Raw genomic sequence first — 16,355 nt, forward strand, 5'->3', positions numbered from 1 at the left:
AATTGAATAAAATAAAGCACTTTGCTTATTCTTCCATTTTCTTATCTTGGTGCATACAAATGTTTCCAAGGCACCCTGTCACGAAGACGGAATGTTTGGGAATGGACTGAAATATGATATTATTATCAAATAATACAGACTTTTCAGTAAAGTGGGGATATCATGGCAATCGATCCAAAAATCATAGAAGAAGTAGTGGTGTTCAGGCGTGAACTGCACCGCAATCCAGAGTTGAGCAGCGGGGAGCATGAAACATCGAGGCGGATCCGGCAAAGACTCGATGATATTGGAGTACCGTATACATGGGGGTATGCTGGTACCGGTGTGCTTGGGGTCATTCAAGGGGAGAAGCCCGGGCCGGTCATCGGACTCAGGGCGGATATTGATGCATTGCCTATAAAGGAAATGTCAGGCGAACCATTCTCTTCCGAAAAAGAAGGTGTGATGCACGCGTGCGGTCATGATGCCCATACAGCTATGCTGTATGGCACCGCCAAAAATCTGCTTAATCGAAGAGAAGAAATCGAAGGGACCATCCTGCTGATCTTTCAGCCTGCTGAAGAGCAATCGCCGACAGGCGGATCGCAGCGCATGATGGATGACGGGGTGTTTGACGAGTACAAACCGGAAGTGTTGATCGCCCAGCACGTCTGGCCACAGTTGCCGCCGGGTGAATTCGGTGTCATGGCCGGACCGATCATGGGCAACTCGGATCGCTTTAAGATAAAAGTGACGCGGTCAGGCGGCCATGCTGCAATGCCCCACGACACCACCGATGCCATAGTGGCGACCAACCAGATTGTCACGGCACTCCAGACGATAGTCAGCAGAAATGCAGATCCTTTCGATCCGGCTGTCGTGACAATCGGCAAATTCAATGCTGGATCACAATATAATGTCATCGCTGAAACTGCCTTATTGGAAGGCACGATCCGCACCCAAAGTGCGGCTATGAAGCATAAAGTCAAGAAGCGGTTCTTTGCAGTCGTGGAAAATGTCTCGGCTGCCATGGGAGCAGAAGTCGAAATCGAGTATTTCGACGGGTATCCGGCAACTGTGAATGACCGTAAATGGGCGGATCAGGTCCATACGACGCTTTCTGGCCTATACGGTGAAAAAGCGTTGCCTGTCGTCAAACCGAGTCTTGGGGGAGAAGACTTCAGCAGATTTTTGCAGAACTATCCAGGTGTATACTACTGGCTCGGGAGTTCAACCGGGAACACCCAGAAACCACTTCATAATCCTTCATTCAGATTTAATGAAGATGCGATTCCCTACGGGATAGAAGGCATGACAGAGATTGCCCTGGATACACTCCGGACATTGAAGAAAGACAAGTGATAAAAAATCCCCGACCATCAGCCGGATACATTCGGCTATGGTCAGGGGGAACATTAATTATTTTCGTCTTCGTCTTCACCTTCGTATTCTTCTCGCTGTGCTTTTTCCTTCTCCTTTTCCTTCTCACGCTGCTTTTTGATCTTTTCATGGCGCTGGCGCTGTCTGTAGCCATATGTGCTGTCGAGCACAACCTGCTCGTCTTCGAAAGCTGAGCCGAGTCCCCCAATGAGGGTCGAGATGCTGGCTGCAGTCCAGGCGATGATGAGAAAGTCGAAGATGGCGATGTCACGTGATAACTGGGTTTCGAGTCCACTTGGCGGAACCAGCATGAAGGTCGTCGCCAGAAATAGGATGAGAAGAAGAACATAATACATCATGACGGTTAGGAGTAATGTAAAGAAAGTCGAAGCATTGTTCATTTTGCGTATGAATTTGTTGTTATTTTCATCTTTCTTTTCCCAAAGTTGATGGGCCATGATGATCCATCCGACAAGTGCCAGGATGGCTGCACACATAAGTAGGAACAGTCGTATTACACTGTACTCATCGCTTAATTTCCATAATGTTGGAAACACCAAAGCATATGATCCAGTCGTAAAGGCGATGATCAGTATCTTCAAAAATGATGGGAACATCTTCCATGGCTCATTGGCGAAAACCATACCAGAAATAATGCGGAGCATGCCACTCATGCGCGATTTGACGGTATAGCGGACGGCAACCCCAGCGTCTTCCTCGATGGGCCTTTCACGGATAAGGGGTGAAAAACGTTCGAACAATCGACCCCCGATAAGTTCGCGCGACCCTTTATTGCGCAAAGCATCGTATTTCTGTGGATCTTTCGAGTCGATATATTCCTGTGCCTCTTCACGTGATGAATCAGATGTACCGTAATAGATTTCATTCACCAGCTGCAATATGGCTTCCTGTACCCGTTTCTCCATTTTGGTGAAGCCGAATCCCGGTAGGCTGATGAAGCCGACATTTTTATCTCTCAATGCTTCGGCGACCACTGGTTTCTCGTCTTCAAAAACTGGCAGATCAGTCAAGGCGATGGCGTAATCCCAATCCCCCTGGTCCTTCTTATCCGACACAGCTTCTATGACCTTATATGAATCGTTCGTCCCCCCCGTGAGAATATCCTCCTGATAATCGACATACCACTCATATTCATCTGTAATGTAATATTCGAGCATGCCGGGCAAGTTATCTATAAGGTTCGCACTGACGCGGCCGGCGATGCCAGGTGCTGTGAATAGTGCGATGCTGATCCTCTCCATATATCCAGCTCCTATCATTTAAACATTCTTGTTATTTATATAACCATAATGACAAAAAATATGTTTTATGTATATAAATTTTCGGCTTTTTTCGGGATTGTTCCCATGGCCATTTTACGGAAAGCGGCAATAATAATCCCCCACCCCAGATAAGCTCCAGAATGGGGGCCTACGCCTCATCATTTTAGGTTTTTTCTGATATATTGGATGATTTTACGCAGCTCATTTGGGTGCGGCCGGCCGAATGGGCTCGTCTGTTTCTGCTGATACATCAATCTACCGCCTTCATCCGTCAGGAAATAGGCTGGTTCAGGATGTCTTCCATGATCTTCATAGGGGGCGTCTTCCCCATGGTAATGTATACCATATTTATCGAGGAATTCATAATCATCATCGACGAGCACTGGGAAAGTGAACCCATGATCGTCAATCATTTTCTCTAGATCTTCCTTGTCGTCGTGCGTGATGGTGATCAAATTGATGTTGTGCTTGTCGAAGTAGCTTTTGCTTGATTCGAATTCATCCAATTCTTCCACGCACGCCGGGCACCATGAACCGCGGAAGTACACGATGAGATGCCAATGGTTCCCTTTTTCCGCTAAAACGTCGGAAAAAGTCAATGTTTCTCCTTCTAGCGATTCGAGTGAGAAGTCAGGGAATTGTTCATTCAGTTTAAATTGTGGCATTATTGCTCCACCCCTTTCCATCAATTCATATTACAGGAATCAGGATTGAACTGTCCAACTCTCTGCCTATTGGTTTTTCGATGGAAGAATAGGGTAGAAGTCCATCATCAGATACTCGAGGAGGCAATTATGATGATAAAGGCATTGGTGTTCGATGCGTACGGAACACTATATGATGTACATTCCCTAAAGAAAGCTTGTGAAAAATTTTTTCCGGAAAAGGGGAAATCAATCAGCATAGCATGGCGTAAAAAACAGCTGGAATATTTCTTCCAGCGTCAGCTGATGGGACGTTATCGGCCTTTCGATGAACTTACCGAAGATGCTTTAGTGTTTGCCTGTAAAGCAGAAGGCGTAAAGCCGTCACAGCAGGAAATCAAGACATTGATGGATGCCTATCTGGAGCTCGAATTGTTTGATGAAGTCGAAGATGTGCTTGCTGGATGCAAAGGGGTGCAACGCGTCATCTTTTCGAACGGATCTTCCAATATGATCGAGCCGCTTGTTTCCGGTTCGCAGATCGAACCGCATATCGACAAGATCATCAGTGCAGATGGCGTAAAACAATATAAGCCGGCTGCCCCTGCCTATGCCTATGCCCTTGACCAGCTTGATGTCAACCGAGATGAGGTGTTGTTCATGTCCTCCAACAGCTGGGACATTATGGGGGCGGCAAGTTTCGGTTTCCATACAGCATGGATCAATCGAGGACGCAATCAGCCCGACACCCTGGATATACAGCCTGAGAAGGCTTATACGGATCTTAGAGGCATACTTGAGTGGCTCTAAGCGTAGAAGACACAACAGAAGCAGCCTCATCCAACCGGATGGGGCTGCTTCTTTTCAGATATATATAACTGGAGCAATCCAGTTTAGTATAATTTAGTGGATCCGCCATCGACCATAATAGTCTGTCCAGTGATGTAGTCGGAGTCTTCGCTGGCTAGGAAGACAGCTGTTTTGCCGATGTCATTTTGAGGATCGCCAAGTCGGCGCAATGGAATGGCATTGACCATTTCTTCATATTGCTCAGGATCGCTCTTGCTCCATGCTTCAACACCTTCAGTTTTGGCAATCGGTGAGATGATGTTGACATTGATGTTGTCAGGCCCCCACTCGTTGGCTGCAACCCGAGTCATGCCACGGATGGCTTCTTTGGCTGCTGCATATGCAGTCTGTGTCGGCTGCCCGTTTATACCGGCGCCGGAAGCAAAGTTGATGACCTTGCCTTCACTTTTCTTCAAGTATGGGTGACATGCCTTCATGAAGTGGAAAGTCGGGTAGAATCCCGTATTGAATGACAGATCGAACATATCGAGTGTCGTATCCATCAGCATGGCTTGTTTGGATGCATGCGCATTATTGACGAGGATGTCGATGCCGCCAAATTTATCTGCAACACTGTCGACGATAGATTTGACATTTTCTTCTTTTGAAATGTCTTTGATGATCAACATGCCTTCAGTGTATTGGTTGATTTCCTCGAGTGTCTACTGTCCTTTTTCTTCATTGATGTCCACGATGGCGATGCGGGCGCCTTCTTTTGCCATAGCAAGTGCGATTCCGCGTCCGATTCCGGACGCACTTCCAGTGATGATACCTACTTTACCTTCCAGTCTCATGATCAAGCTCCTTTTAAATGATATTTTTCAACGGTCGTCATCCATCAGATGATGGAGCAGTTTCTTCTGTATGCTGAGATACTCGTTGAGTTCGTCATCGGTGAGTACAGAGTAGAGTGTCTCCCGCATCTTTAGCCCATGTGCATGGGCTTCTTCCAACAAAACCCTGCCGGCGTCTGTTATAACGAGCTTGCTGACACGCCTGTCGTTTTCTTGGGTACAGCGCCTCGCGTATCCTGACTGTATCAGCTTATTGGCGATGCCCGTCATGGCCCCTGTAGTATAGCCGAGGACGCGCGCGAGACGGGAAGGCATCTGGGGGCCTTCTTCATCCAGGCGGTTGAGTACGATGATCTGCGACACGCTGATGTTACGGTTGAATGTCTTCAAGTAATGGACGATCGCCTTATCACTCAGCATTTCTGAAGTATGAATAAGCTCGATAAATGTGGAATGCTTCATGATTGACACCTCCTTTACTTAGAAATTCTTCCTTGGAACCATTGTAGCATAAACTACCTTATAAATAAGATATTTAGCACTAAGATATATATGCAGCAAAAACCGCCTAGTTTATAGGCGGTTTCTACTTTTAGTATTGTGTAAGATACTCATCAAGTTCCCAATCGGTGACTTGCGCGCTGTACATCTTCCATTCAAGCGATTTGTTGTCGTGGAACTGCTTGTATATATGGCTGCCGAGGGCTTCTTGAATGACAGTGTCCTCGTTAAGCGCCTTAAGTGCAGTATAGAGCGTCGTCGGGAGGTCTTCTACATTTTCAACTTCCCTTTGATGCTTCGTCATCTCATAGATGTTTTCATCTACAGGCGTGTCGAGCTCGGTCTCGTTTTTGATGCCGTCGAGCCCGGCATTCAAGATGACGGCGGTTGCGAGATACGGATTGGCGGAAGGGTCGAGGGAACGCACTTCCGCCCGTGTTGCCGCTCCACGTGTGGAAGGTATGCGGAGGAGTGGTGAACGGTTATGTCCACTCCAGGCGATGTAACGAGGCGCCTCAAAGCCTGATTGGATACGCTTATAGGAATTGACAAGCGGATTGCATATAGCAGTATAGCCTCTGGCATGATCAAGCAGTCCGGCCATAAAGTGACGCATTTCCTTACTTAAGCCAAACTCATCCTTCTCATCATAGAAGACATTCTCGCCATCTCTGAATAATGAAACGTTGTAGTGCATACCGCTGCCGGACTGGTTATCGATTGGTTTTGGCATGAATGTGGCATGCAGATTATAACGTCTGGCGACAGTTTTAGCGACAAGCTTGAACGTCTGTATATTATCGGATGTGGTGACTGCATCTGAATATTCGAAACTGATCTCCTGTTGGCCGGGGGCATTCTCATGGTGGAACATTTCAATATCAAAGCCCATCTCTTCAAGTGTGCGCGATATTTCCCGGCGGCATTCTTCACCGTCATCCATCGCGGCTAAGTCGAAATAGCCACCTTCATCACTTGGCTCGGTTGTAGGTTGACCGGCTTTATCCAGTTTGAATAGGAAGAACTCCGGTTCCGCACCAAGGTTGAACTTGTCATAGCCCATCTCTTGCATTTCACTGACTACACGCTTTAAATTCGAACGGGGATCTCCTTCGAACGGCTGTCCATCAATGCAGTAGACATCGCAGATCAGTCTACCGATCTTAGTATCGTCTTGTGACCAGGGGAAGATGACCCAAGTATTCAGGTCGGGCTTAAGATACATATCGGACTCCTCCAGGCGCACAAAACCTTCAATAGAAGAACCGTCGAACATCATTTCTCCATCCAATGCCTTATCCAGGTGGCGGTAAGGAATTTCCACGTTTTTGATGTGGCCTACAATATCAGTGAATTGAAGCCTGATATACCTCACATTTTGTTCCTCAGCCATCTTTAGAATATCTTCCCTCGAGTACTCGGTCATAAAATTAACACACTCCTATGTTATTTGGTGTCGACATTATATTCGACACGCTTCTATACATATTTACCTCGACAGTGGGGTGTCCAAACATTGAGACAGGGTTTCTATCGAATAATTCTGTTGGCTGAAAAAGGGCTTAGGATATTCGAGATGTTATCTTCCCAATCGAATGTTTTTAGAATATTAAAATAAGCATTGTGATGTTCTTTGACATTTGGAATAATGAAACTATTGTCAAAAATCTAACTAAAAGGACGGTGTTTTATGGAAGGTAATAAGAAGAAAGGCCTATTCAACCGCTTCCTCGATATCGTCGAGCGGGTCGGTAACAGACTGCCCGATCCGATTGTATTGTTCATCATACTTATGTTCATTATCCTCGGTGCGTCATTCCTCGGGGGTACAATGAATTGGGAAGCTGAAAACCCGGCAGATGGCGAAACGATCCAGGCTGTGAATCTGCTGAATGGGGAAGGCATCGTCCGCATATTCACTGGCGCAATCACGAACTTCAGTGAATTCCCGCCGCTCGGCATGGTGCTGGTCGTTATGATCGGCATCGGCATCGCCGATAAGTCCGGCTACTTCGAAACAGCAATGAAGCGCGCGATCGAAGTTTCGCCGAAAGCACTCATACTCCCGGCCATCATCCTTGTCGGCATACTCGGCAACGTCGCCGGTGATGCAGCACCGATCATCCTGCCGCCCATCGCGGCGATGGTGGTCATGAAGCTTGGCTACCACCCATTCGTCGGTCTGGTCATGGCTTATGCGGCCTCCCTCGGTGCATTTGCCGCCAACCTTATTCCTGGTATGACAGAGGCGCTGGCGATTGCGTTCACAGAACCTGCGGCCCAGCTGATTGCGCCGGATTATACAGGCAACATACTGATGAACTACTATTTTACGGCAGTCGCAACTTTCTTCCTGCTGTTCATCGTCTATATCGTAACCAAGAAAATCACAGTGCCCCGCCTCGGTACATATGAAGGGGTGGAGACGGCTGATCATCAGCCGCTTGAGAAAAAAGAGATTATAGCGCTGCGTTGGGCCAATATTTCCGCGTTACTGACTTTCATTGTATTCATGGTTTTTCTATTGCCGGAAAATGGGATTTTCCGTAATGCTGAGACTGGCTCAATCATCCAGGAATCTCCTTTTATGGATTCGATCATTTTCATACTGACCATCCTCTTCTTTGTGCCTGGTCTGGTCTATGGAATGAAGGCGGGCACCGTACGGTCGACCAGGGATTTCGGCAGCATGCTCGGCTCGGCGATGGGAACGATGGGAAGCTACATCGTGCTTGTCTTCTTCGCCGCCCAGATGCTCGCTTATTTCAGCTGGAGTAATCTGGGGCCGATCATTGCGATCAAGGGCGCGAATTTACTGGAAGCGGCGAACGCTTCCGGCATCCCGCTCATCATCGGTTTTATCCTATTGGCTGGTCTCGTCAATCTGCTCATAGGCAGCGCTTCTGCAAAGTGGGCGATTCTGGCCCCGGTCTTCGTCCCGATGTTCATGCTGCTCGGTTTCGACCCAGCCTTCACCCAGATGCTCTACCGGATCGGGGATTCATTTACGAACCCGATCACTCCGATGCTGCCGTACCTGCCGCTGTTACTGGCTTTTGCGCAAAAGTACGATAAGGACGCGGGGCTTGGTACTTTGCTGTCAGCGTTGCTGCCATATTCGATCGTATTATTCTTTGCCTGGACGATCCTGCTGATTGTATGGTATTTGATCGGCATCCCTCTGGGTATTGATGGACCAATCTACTTGCCTGAAAAATAAATATCAAGGAGTAAATGGAAATGAATGTCAATCAACAGATAGAAGCAGTTATGGGAGCAGTCAAAGAATGGAGAAGGGAGATGCATCGTCATCCGGAAGTGTCGTTTCATGAGGTTTGGACGAGTGGATACATTGAAAAGGCACTCTCTGAAATGGGGGGTATTGAAGTATCACGGCCGACTGACACAAGTGTCCTCGGCGTGATAAAGGGTGCTCATCCCGGGAAAAAGATTGGCCTCCGGGCGGATATCGATGCGCTTGAGATCCAGGAAGAGCGTGAAGACATCGATTTTGTGTCTGAAAATGAAGGGACGATGCATGCGTGCGGCCATGATGGCCACGCCGCCATTTTGCTCGGGGCAGCAAAAGTGTTGAGCAAAAACGTTGATCAGCTACATGGCACCATCTATCTGATTTTCCAGCACGCTGAGGAAGTGCCGCCGGGCGGGGCGCGCGAAATGGTGGCGACAGGGCTTTTCGATGAACTCGATTTCATTTATGGCCAGCATCTTTTCACACCGATTCCAACCGGCAAGATTGGCATCACCAACGGTGCAGTCACATCCAATTCAGATACTTTTGAGCTTAAGATCCAAGGGAGCGGCGGCCATGCCTCCCAGCCTGAAAACGCAATCGATCCGGTGGTGATCGGCAGTCAGATCGTCGCCCAGTTCCAGAGCATCGTTTCGCGGATTACTTCCCCCTTGGATTCCGTGGTCATCTCTACGACGAAATTCAATGCAGGCACCGCAAAAAATATAATCCCTGATACTGCGATGCTTGAGGGCAGTGTCCGTACTATAGATGGAAATACACGGGAGTTAGTTAAAGAGCGGATGGAAAAAGCCATCGAAGGTGTATGCAGCATGTACAATGCGACGTTCAATTTCACCTTCAACTACGGCTATTCTGCTGTCATCAATAATCATGATATGACAGACCAGGTCAGAGAGATTGCAGTGGCGGAATTCGGTGGAGCCATCTTTGAATATCCGATGGCTATGGGCGGAGAAGATTTCTCGGCTTTCTCACAGAAGATTCCAGGGACATATGCCTTCATTGGTGCAGGCAGCCGCGAGAAGGATATGGAGTATCCCCACCACCACCCTAAGTTCGGCATCGATGAAGACAGTTTCAGCGACGGGGTCAAAATGATGGTCCTTGTCGCCTTGAATATGGGAAAACACTAAAATAAAGCAGCCCCTCCGCACGTCGATGACGCATGGAGGGGCCGCTTTATTTTCGTCAGGAATTCAACTTCTTTGGGAATCCGATGGCGATGGCGATAAGTCCAGAGATAAGCAGCATTGCTGGATAGATGGCGAACGGTATAAGGGCAATGGGTGAAATGCTGGCCAGCCCGGCCGCTGCAAGCATCTGTGCACCATAGGGGATGATGCCCTGGAATGCCGAGGCGAAAATATCGAGGATGCTGGCGGATTTCTTACGGTCGACCCCGTACTCATCAGCAATGTCACGGGCGAGGGGGCCTGTGATGATGATGGAAATTGTATTGTTGGCGGTACTCAAATCGGTCACGCTGACCAGGGTGGCAATGCCGAACTCAGCCCCGCGCCTAGTATGGATCCTGTCCGTAATGAAGTGGAGCAGGTAGTCGATTCCGCCGTAATGCTGGATCAGTGCGATGAGGCCGCCGATCAGTATCGTAATGACGGCAATCTCCTGCATGTTGCCGATGCCCTCGCCGGCAGCGGCGATCAGCGAAGTCACTGTATAGGAACCGTCGGCAAGACCGACAATTCCTGCAAACACGATGCCGCTCAAAAGCACGAGCAGTACATTGACGCCGCTCAGTGCGATGATGAGGACAAGCAGATACGGTAACACCTTAAGTAGGCTGTAACCCCCATCGCTTCCGGCAGTTGCAGATTGGCCGGACGAAATGAACCATAGTATGATCATCGTAATTATGGCACCGGGCAGGACGATCAGAAAGTTCGTCTTGAACTTGTCCACCATCTTCACCTCCTGGGATTGGGTGGAGACGATGGTCGTGTCAGAGATGATGGACAAATTATCCCCAAACATTGCGCCACCTATGACCGTCGCCACAGTCAACGCCAAAGCAAGGTCGGTTTGGCCTGCAATGCCGACGGCGATGGGGACCAGCGCGGCGACCGTACCGGTCGATGTGCCCATCGAGATGGAGATGAAGCATGAAATCACAAACAGGCCGACGAGCAGAAGGCTGCTTGGCAGAAAGGCCAGCCCGAAGTTGACGGTCGAGTCGACGGCCCCCATATTCTCTGCAACTTGTGAAAAAGCGCCGGCAAGCAGGAAGATGATGACCATCAGCATGATGTTTTCCTGTCCGGCACCCCGGGTGAGCACAGCGATTTTATCGTTCAGGCGTTCTTTTGGCTTGAGCAGCATGGCGGCGATGATGGCGATGATCACCGCGACGGTAATCGGCATGGCATAGAAGTCCTGCGCCACGATGCCCGTTCCAAGGAAAAGCAGTACGAAAACGAGCAGGGGCAATAGTGCGAGGGGATTACCGCGGGTGTTTTTTGTCATAATCTATCACTCCAGATGGTTGGTGGTCTGAGAAAATAAAAAGCCCTCTACATATGGAAGAAGAGGGCAATGATATCTCTTCTTATCTTTCAAGCATGATGCTTCTGGAATTGGCACAGTCCCTTGGGTGTTGCCGAGGCTTCATAGGGCCAGTCCCTCCACCTCTCTGGATAAGAAATTTCTCGATTTAATTTTAATCCACTCTACCTTTTTTTAGTTGGAGTGTCAATAGTGTGCGGCTGGAACCATATGATGGGCCCCGGGCCTTCATCGTCTGTTTTTGATGAGCTGTCTGTTCTTTTCCTTGAATATATCGTTATGGGAAGAGACCATGCCTTCTGCCGGCGCATCGGATTGAAGGAATTTCTTGGCGTGGTTCGCGGCTTGTGCCGCCTCTGTAAAACACCCTGCAATGAGGTGTACTTTATCGTCGTAGGTGATCTGGTCGCCACATGCAAATAATCCCGGCACAGGTGTATCGACGATATCATCAGTCAATATCATCTGGTGCTCGTTTAATGGAATTTTTCCCCTTAGCGCGTCGAGGAATGTGCAGTTTGATTCATATCCATGGCTGACCAGGACATCGTCGACATCAATCATGTGGCCGTTGGACAGGCGGACAGCGGCAATTTCCTCTGTTATCTCATCAGGGATGAGGGCGTCGATCTGGCACTGCGGACACATATGGAGATTTTCTTTTTGGTGGAGGGAGGCGATCATCGCCTCGTGCCCCTTCATCTCTTCGCTCCGGTAGACCAAGGTGACGGATGACGCGATATTGCACAGCGCTTCTGCCCAGTCAATGGCAGTGTTGCCGGCGCCAGAGATGAGGATGTCACGTCCCTTGAAACGATCAAGGCGCTTGACTGTATAATGGAGGTTGCTGAATCCACCAGACTCCGCACCTTCGACTGTAAGTTTGACGGGCGAGAAGATGCCCCGGCCGGAAGCGACGATGAGCGTGCGGCTGAATAGCGGTCCTTTGTCTGTAGCCACCTCGAAATAATCCTGGTGTTGATGGATTGCTTCACATGTCGTAGACACATGGATTTCCGGATCGAAAGTCTTTGCCTGATCAATCATCTGCTGGCGGATCTGGTCGGCAGGCGCAGGCGCGACGCCTCCGATATCCCAGACCATCTTTTCGGGATAGATGTTGAGTTTTCCTCCGAGTTCGGGGTGATGATCGATGAGCTGTACGCTCATGCCACGCAATCCTGCATAGAAACTGGCATATAATCCAGCTGGCCCGCCTCCGATTATGAGTGTGTCGGAAATTTTCATAATATTTCACCCTTAGTCATTGAAATTTGCTTCTTGGTCATTTATTATAAAGTCATTGAGAATGATTATCAATATACAGCACTTAAAAATTTGATATAGGCGGGTACATATATGAAGAAAAGGCTTGGATTACTTATGGTTTTCATTGTAATGTTGATGGCAGCATGCGGAGGCGGCACCTCCTCGGAATCAGACTCTAATGGAGAAACATCTGACGCGAAAGAAGAAACTTCAGAATCCGGCATAGAGGATAAAGAAATGGTTTCCTATACGACCGATGCGGGCGAAGAGGTCGAAATACCTGAAGACCCCCAACGCATCGTCATTTTGGCGACGAGCTATTTCGGCAATCTGATGCAGATGGACGCGAACGTAGTGGGCGTGCATGAGCGCGTTACAGAAAGTGAAGTGTTGAAACCTTATACTGAAGACATAGAATTGATTGAGGAAGGAAACGTCGAGCAGGTCATGAGCTTGAATCCTGATTTGATTATCGCCTTCAACTCAGACCAGAACCTCGACAAACTGAAATCTGTGGCACCAACGATTCCAATCGACTATGCGAAGTGGAACTACCTGGATATCCATAAAGAACTGGCAGACATTACAGGTAATCAAGACAAGGCGGAGAAATGGCTGGAAGAATGGGATTCCAAGACGGAAGAAGCCCGACAAAAAGTTGAAGAAGCCGTGCCTGAAGGCGCCACCGCCACAGTCATGGAACAGTTTGCCAAAGACATTTATGTCTACGGTACAAATTGGGGCCGCGGTACAGAAATCATCTATCAGGAGCTCGATATGGAAGTCCCTGAAGCAACTCAGGAAGAAGTAGTGGAGACAGGGTGGAAAAAGATATCGGCTGAAGAAGTGGAGAAATATGCAGGGGATTATATATTTGTCGGAACGGGAGATTCCGGTGCAGATAATGCATACCGCGAAACAGAAGTGTGGAAAAATCTCGACGCTGTTCAAAATGATCAGGTAATCGAATTCGATTCTCCGACATTCTATTACAACGACCCCTATTCACTCGAACACGAGTTGGATGTCATCGTTGAAGAATTGACGAAAAAATGATGGGCAGGTGTCTCACATGACGCATGTAGAACTGAAGGATATAACAATCGAGCTTAATAACCGGACGATCCTGGACGATATTGATATGGAACTGATGGAAGGGAAGATTACGACCATAATAGGGCCGAACGGATGTGGCAAATCGACCATGCTGAAGACGATTTCGAGAATCATTTCTGCAAAAGAAGGCGGGGTCTACATCAATGATATGGATATCCGTCAGATGAAATCCAAGGACATCGCCAAAAAGGTCAGCATCCTATCCCAGAAGAACAGATTGCAGTACGATGTCAAAGTACGCGATCTTGTCAGCTTCAGCCGTTATCCACATCTTAAGCGGTTCCAGGGTTTGAAGCCGGATGACTATAAGATAATCGATTGGGCATTGAAGGAAACAGGCGCCATTGAATTTGAAGGCCGTATGATGAGCGAGCTTTCAGGAGGACAAGCGCAGCGTGTATGGATCAGCCTGTTGCTTGCCCAAGGAGCGGATGTACTGCTGCTTGACGAGCCGACGACATATCTTGACATCCACCACCAGCTGGAAACCTTGAACATCGTCAAAAGGTTGAATGAGGAGACGAAGCAGACGGTCGTCATGGTGCTCCATGACATCAATCATGCCATCAAGTACTCCGATCATCTAGTAATAATGAATGAAGGGAAAATCATCACAAGTGGACATCCAAGTGATGTCTTGACGAATGATATCCTAAACGAAGTCTTCAATATAAATGGTACAATCGCCATCGATCCCGCAACTGGAAAACCGATCATGACAGATTATGAACTGTTCTGCGAAACGGTAAAAGGTGTCCAGGATGGATCGTAGATGGTACCCACTACCCATCTTTATGATGGGTATTATTTTGTCCTTCTTCCTCTCGATGATGTATGGCACCAATGCATACAGCCTGGGGACCGTGGCGCAGGTCATCTTCAATCTGGATATGACCGACCAGGTCCATCAGATCCTCTATGAAATACGCATGCCGAGAGTACTGGCGGCTCTGGTTGCTGGTTTTATGATAAGCATATCCGGTCTGATACTGCAGTCTGTGACGCATAATGACCTCAGTGAGCCGAGCATACTTGGCATCAATGCAGGGGCAAATCTCGCAATCATCGTTGCCGCGCTCGCACTGCCGGCACTCCCCTTCATCGGAGTGATGGGTGCCGGATTCATTGGGGCGATGTTGGTGGGGATGGTCATCCTCTCAGTCACCCGCTCAAAGTCTCCAATGCATCTCATCCTTGCCGGGGCCGGGATCAGTCTCTTGCTTTACGCTGTAACAGATTTTCTTGTCATCACCTTCAACCTAGGGCAGTACATCGCCTTTTTCACGGCCGGAGGGGCAGCTGGGCAATCGCTCTCCAACATAGCTCTCATCCTGCCAGCTGCGCTTCTGTTGACGGCGGTGCTTCTGTTTTTATCAAAAGAACTCGACATACTGTTGTTTGGGGATGAAATGGCGACTTCACTCGGTCAGAATCAGGCATTATATCGGCGCGTTACGCTGACGCTTGCCATCATGTTGGCAAGCATGGCGGTAGCGATGGTTGGAAATGTCGTCTTCCTCGGACTACTCGTGCCACATATCGTCAAGATGATATTCGGCAATCTCCACCGCTTCACCATCATCTATACCGGTATGACGGGTGCGATGGTGTTCGCCATATCGGATATGCTCGCACGTATATTCAATGAGGCCCCCGTCAACGCAATCATTGCCATGATTGGACTGCCATTCTTCATCTATATCATCAGGAAGCGGGGCGATCAATATGCGTAATCGGACAAAGTTCATCCTGGTCATCGGATTGCTTATGGCTATCGTGGTGCTCCATCTTCTGACCGGCACGTACAGTCTAAGCGTGGATGATCTATTCAATCTTATGGCTGGGCATGCAGGAGATGATATCAAACTGGTACTGTTTGAGTTCCGGCTGCCGAGAATCATCATCACGCTGGTCTGCGGGGCGGCCTTGGCATTGAGCGGGCTCATACTCCAGGTCATTTCCAAAAATGGGTTGGCTGATCCTGGAATCATCGGCGTCAATGCCGGAAGTGGCTTCGGGGTTGTACTATACATTCTGTTCGTCAGTGGTTCGATGACACAATCGCTCTTCGCTCTGCCCCTGATGAGTTTTCTTGGCGGATTATCAACCGTCCTCATCATCTTCTTCCTGTCATTCATCGGTGGCACATTCAAAAGCAACATATTCATCCTCATCGGTATTGCCACAGCAATGGGTGTAACTGGTTTCGTATATGTCTTTACATCCATGTTCGATGAATCACAGATGGAGATGCTCAACCGTTATTTTGCAGGCAATATATGGGGGGATACTTGGCCATTCGTCCTTGTTTCAGTGCCATACATCATGATTATAACCGTTATCATCTTTTTTAGGATAAGGGAGATGGAGATGCTGAATCTGGATGATGAGATGTTGACGGGGCTCGGCATGAACGTAAGCCGGGAGAAGGTGATGCTGATCATCTTGTCCGCCATGCTCTCGAGCCTTGCGGTAAGTGTCAGTGGGGCGATCAGTTTTATCGGTCTGTTGGCCCCACATATTTCCCGACTGGTATTCGGTCAGAACATGAAAGTGTTATTTGCTTCCACCCTGATGATGGGGGGTGTCCTGTTGACGGGTGCTGACCTGCTCGGCAAAGTGTTGCTGGCCCCGGTCATCATTCCGACGGGCATCGTGGTGGCACTGATTGGAGGTCCGTACTTCCTGCGGCTGTTGTTGAAAGCCAGACAGATCTAAACGGGCATGTTAAGATGGTCAAAAA

At 48.6% G+C, this 16,355-nt stretch carries 14 protein-coding genes, 1 pseudogene and 1 riboswitch; of the genes and pseudogenes, 8 read left to right on the plus strand and 7 right to left on the minus strand.

Features of this window, described 5'->3' with window-relative positions:
* Positions 1–162 precede the first annotated feature (162 nt).
* A complete protein-coding gene (locus ACZ5LF_RS01415; protein WP_380570819.1) occupies positions 163–1,341 on the plus strand; it encodes a M20 metallopeptidase family protein in 1,179 nt (392 codons plus the stop codon).
* Positions 1,342–1,394: 53 nt separating this feature from the next.
* On the opposite strand, the gene ACZ5LF_RS01420 is transcribed toward ACZ5LF_RS01415, so the two are convergent.
* Together ACZ5LF_RS01420 and ACZ5LF_RS01425 are read right to left on the minus strand one after the other, a co-directional pair.
* Positions 1,395–2,621, minus strand: a complete 1,227-nt coding sequence (locus ACZ5LF_RS01420; RefSeq protein ID WP_380570820.1) for a hypothetical protein — start codon at positions 2,619–2,621, stop codon at positions 1,395–1,397.
* 179 nt (positions 2,622–2,800) lie between these two features.
* Positions 2,801–3,307: a peroxiredoxin family protein gene (locus tag ACZ5LF_RS01425; protein ID WP_380570821.1), complete on the minus strand. Its 507-nt coding sequence runs from the start codon at positions 3,305–3,307 to the stop codon at positions 2,801–2,803.
* A 129-nt stretch (positions 3,308–3,436) separates the two neighbouring features.
* Between ACZ5LF_RS01425 and ACZ5LF_RS01430 the strand changes: the two genes are divergently transcribed.
* Positions 3,437–4,096, plus strand: a complete 660-nt coding sequence (locus tag ACZ5LF_RS01430; protein WP_380570822.1) for a haloacid dehalogenase type II — start codon at positions 3,437–3,439, stop codon at positions 4,094–4,096.
* 83 nt (positions 4,097–4,179) lie between these two features.
* On the opposite strand, the pseudogene ACZ5LF_RS01435 reads toward ACZ5LF_RS01430, so the two are convergent.
* The 3 genes and pseudogenes from ACZ5LF_RS01435 to glnA form a co-directional block, all read right to left on the minus strand.
* Positions 4,180–4,929 (minus strand): annotated as a pseudogene (locus ACZ5LF_RS01435) (SDR family NAD(P)-dependent oxidoreductase).
* A 27-nt stretch (positions 4,930–4,956) separates the two neighbouring features.
* Entirely contained in the window at positions 4,957–5,391 is a 435-nt protein-coding gene (locus ACZ5LF_RS01440; RefSeq protein ID WP_380570823.1) for a MarR family winged helix-turn-helix transcriptional regulator, read from the minus strand.
* A gap of 130 nt (positions 5,392–5,521) precedes the next feature.
* On the minus strand, positions 5,522–6,856 hold the full coding sequence (glnA, locus tag ACZ5LF_RS01445) for a type I glutamate--ammonia ligase (RefSeq protein WP_380570824.1): 1,335 nt from the start codon (positions 6,854–6,856) through the stop codon (positions 5,522–5,524).
* A gap of 264 nt (positions 6,857–7,120) precedes the next feature.
* Here glnA and ACZ5LF_RS01450 point away from each other — a divergent pair, with 264 nt between their 5' ends.
* Both ACZ5LF_RS01450 and ACZ5LF_RS01455 read left to right on the plus strand, forming a co-directional pair.
* On the plus strand, positions 7,121–8,650 hold the full coding sequence (locus tag ACZ5LF_RS01450) for an AbgT family transporter (protein ID WP_380570825.1): 1,530 nt from the start codon (positions 7,121–7,123) through the stop codon (positions 8,648–8,650).
* Between the two features lie 20 nt (positions 8,651–8,670).
* Positions 8,671–9,840, plus strand: a complete 1,170-nt coding sequence (locus ACZ5LF_RS01455) for a M20 metallopeptidase family protein (protein WP_380570826.1) — start codon at positions 8,671–8,673, stop codon at positions 9,838–9,840.
* Positions 9,841–9,895: 55 nt separating this feature from the next.
* Here the strand turns inward: ACZ5LF_RS01455 and ACZ5LF_RS01460 are convergent, their stop codons facing one another.
* Positions 9,896–11,188 (minus strand): Na+/H+ antiporter NhaC family protein, encoded by a 1,293-nt coding sequence (locus ACZ5LF_RS01460; protein WP_380570827.1) that lies wholly within the window; start codon positions 11,186–11,188, stop codon positions 9,896–9,898.
* A 79-nt stretch (positions 11,189–11,267) separates the two neighbouring features.
* Positions 11,268–11,365: riboswitch (SAM riboswitch) on the minus strand.
* A gap of 90 nt (positions 11,366–11,455) precedes the next feature.
* Complete coding sequence (locus ACZ5LF_RS01465; protein ID WP_380570828.1) at positions 11,456–12,475, minus strand: NAD(P)/FAD-dependent oxidoreductase; 1,020 nt, start codon at positions 12,473–12,475, stop codon at positions 11,456–11,458.
* Between the two features lie 111 nt (positions 12,476–12,586).
* On the opposite strand from ACZ5LF_RS01465, the gene ACZ5LF_RS01470 reads away from it, so the two are divergent.
* Genes ACZ5LF_RS01470 through ACZ5LF_RS01485 form a run of 4 tightly spaced genes read left to right on the plus strand, consistent with a single transcriptional unit; the run spans position 12,587 to position 16,330 of the window.
* Positions 12,587–13,552, plus strand: coding sequence for an ABC transporter substrate-binding protein (locus ACZ5LF_RS01470; RefSeq protein WP_380570829.1), 966 nt, complete (start codon positions 12,587–12,589; stop codon positions 13,550–13,552).
* A 16-nt stretch (positions 13,553–13,568) separates the two neighbouring features.
* Entirely contained in the window at positions 13,569–14,384 is an 816-nt protein-coding gene (locus tag ACZ5LF_RS01475) for an ABC transporter ATP-binding protein (RefSeq protein WP_380570830.1), read from the plus strand.
* Positions 14,374–15,345: a FecCD family ABC transporter permease gene (locus ACZ5LF_RS01480; protein ID WP_380570831.1), complete on the plus strand. Its 972-nt coding sequence runs from the start codon at positions 14,374–14,376 to the stop codon at positions 15,343–15,345. The genes ACZ5LF_RS01475 and ACZ5LF_RS01480 overlap by 11 nt, the downstream gene beginning before the upstream one ends.
* The gene (locus ACZ5LF_RS01485) at positions 15,338–16,330 is read left to right on the plus strand and encodes a FecCD family ABC transporter permease (protein ID WP_380570832.1); all 993 of its coding nucleotides are present in this window, start codon (positions 15,338–15,340) and stop codon (positions 16,328–16,330) included. Before ACZ5LF_RS01480 ends, ACZ5LF_RS01485 begins: the two co-directional genes overlap by 8 nt.
* The last annotated feature ends 25 nt before the right edge of the window (positions 16,331–16,355 follow it).

Source organism: Salinicoccus siamensis, from assembly GCF_055391965.1.

What these genes read in the sequence shown, in the direction of transcription:
- ACZ5LF_RS01415 (WP_380570819.1), top strand. Translation starts at nt 163, where the DNA reads ATGGCAATCGATCCAAAAATCATAGAAGAAGTAGTGGTGTTCAGGCGT.
- ACZ5LF_RS01420 (WP_380570820.1), bottom strand. Translation starts at nt 2,621, where the DNA reads ATGGAGAGGATCAGCATCGCACTATTCACAGCACCTGGCATCGCCGGC.
- ACZ5LF_RS01425 (WP_380570821.1), bottom strand. Translation starts at nt 3,307, where the DNA reads ATGCCACAATTTAAACTGAATGAACAATTCCCTGACTTCTCACTCGAA.
- ACZ5LF_RS01430 (WP_380570822.1), top strand. Translation starts at nt 3,437, where the DNA reads ATGATGATAAAGGCATTGGTGTTCGATGCGTACGGAACACTATATGAT.
- ACZ5LF_RS01440 (WP_380570823.1), bottom strand. Translation starts at nt 5,391, where the DNA reads ATGAAGCATTCCACATTTATCGAGCTTATTCATACTTCAGAAATGCTG.
- glnA (WP_380570824.1), bottom strand. Translation starts at nt 6,856, where the DNA reads ATGACCGAGTACTCGAGGGAAGATATTCTAAAGATGGCTGAGGAACAA.
- ACZ5LF_RS01450 (WP_380570825.1), top strand. Translation starts at nt 7,121, where the DNA reads ATGGAAGGTAATAAGAAGAAAGGCCTATTCAACCGCTTCCTCGATATC.
- ACZ5LF_RS01455 (WP_380570826.1), top strand. Translation starts at nt 8,671, where the DNA reads ATGAATGTCAATCAACAGATAGAAGCAGTTATGGGAGCAGTCAAAGAA.
- ACZ5LF_RS01460 (WP_380570827.1), bottom strand. Translation starts at nt 11,188, where the DNA reads ATGACAAAAAACACCCGCGGTAATCCCCTCGCACTATTGCCCCTGCTC.
- ACZ5LF_RS01465 (WP_380570828.1), bottom strand. Translation starts at nt 12,475, where the DNA reads ATGAAAATTTCCGACACACTCATAATCGGAGGCGGGCCAGCTGGATTA.
- ACZ5LF_RS01470 (WP_380570829.1), top strand. Translation starts at nt 12,587, where the DNA reads ATGAAGAAAAGGCTTGGATTACTTATGGTTTTCATTGTAATGTTGATG.
- ACZ5LF_RS01475 (WP_380570830.1), top strand. Translation starts at nt 13,569, where the DNA reads ATGACGCATGTAGAACTGAAGGATATAACAATCGAGCTTAATAACCGG.
- ACZ5LF_RS01480 (WP_380570831.1), top strand. Translation starts at nt 14,374, where the DNA reads ATGGATCGTAGATGGTACCCACTACCCATCTTTATGATGGGTATTATT.
- ACZ5LF_RS01485 (WP_380570832.1), top strand. Translation starts at nt 15,338, where the DNA reads ATGCGTAATCGGACAAAGTTCATCCTGGTCATCGGATTGCTTATGGCT.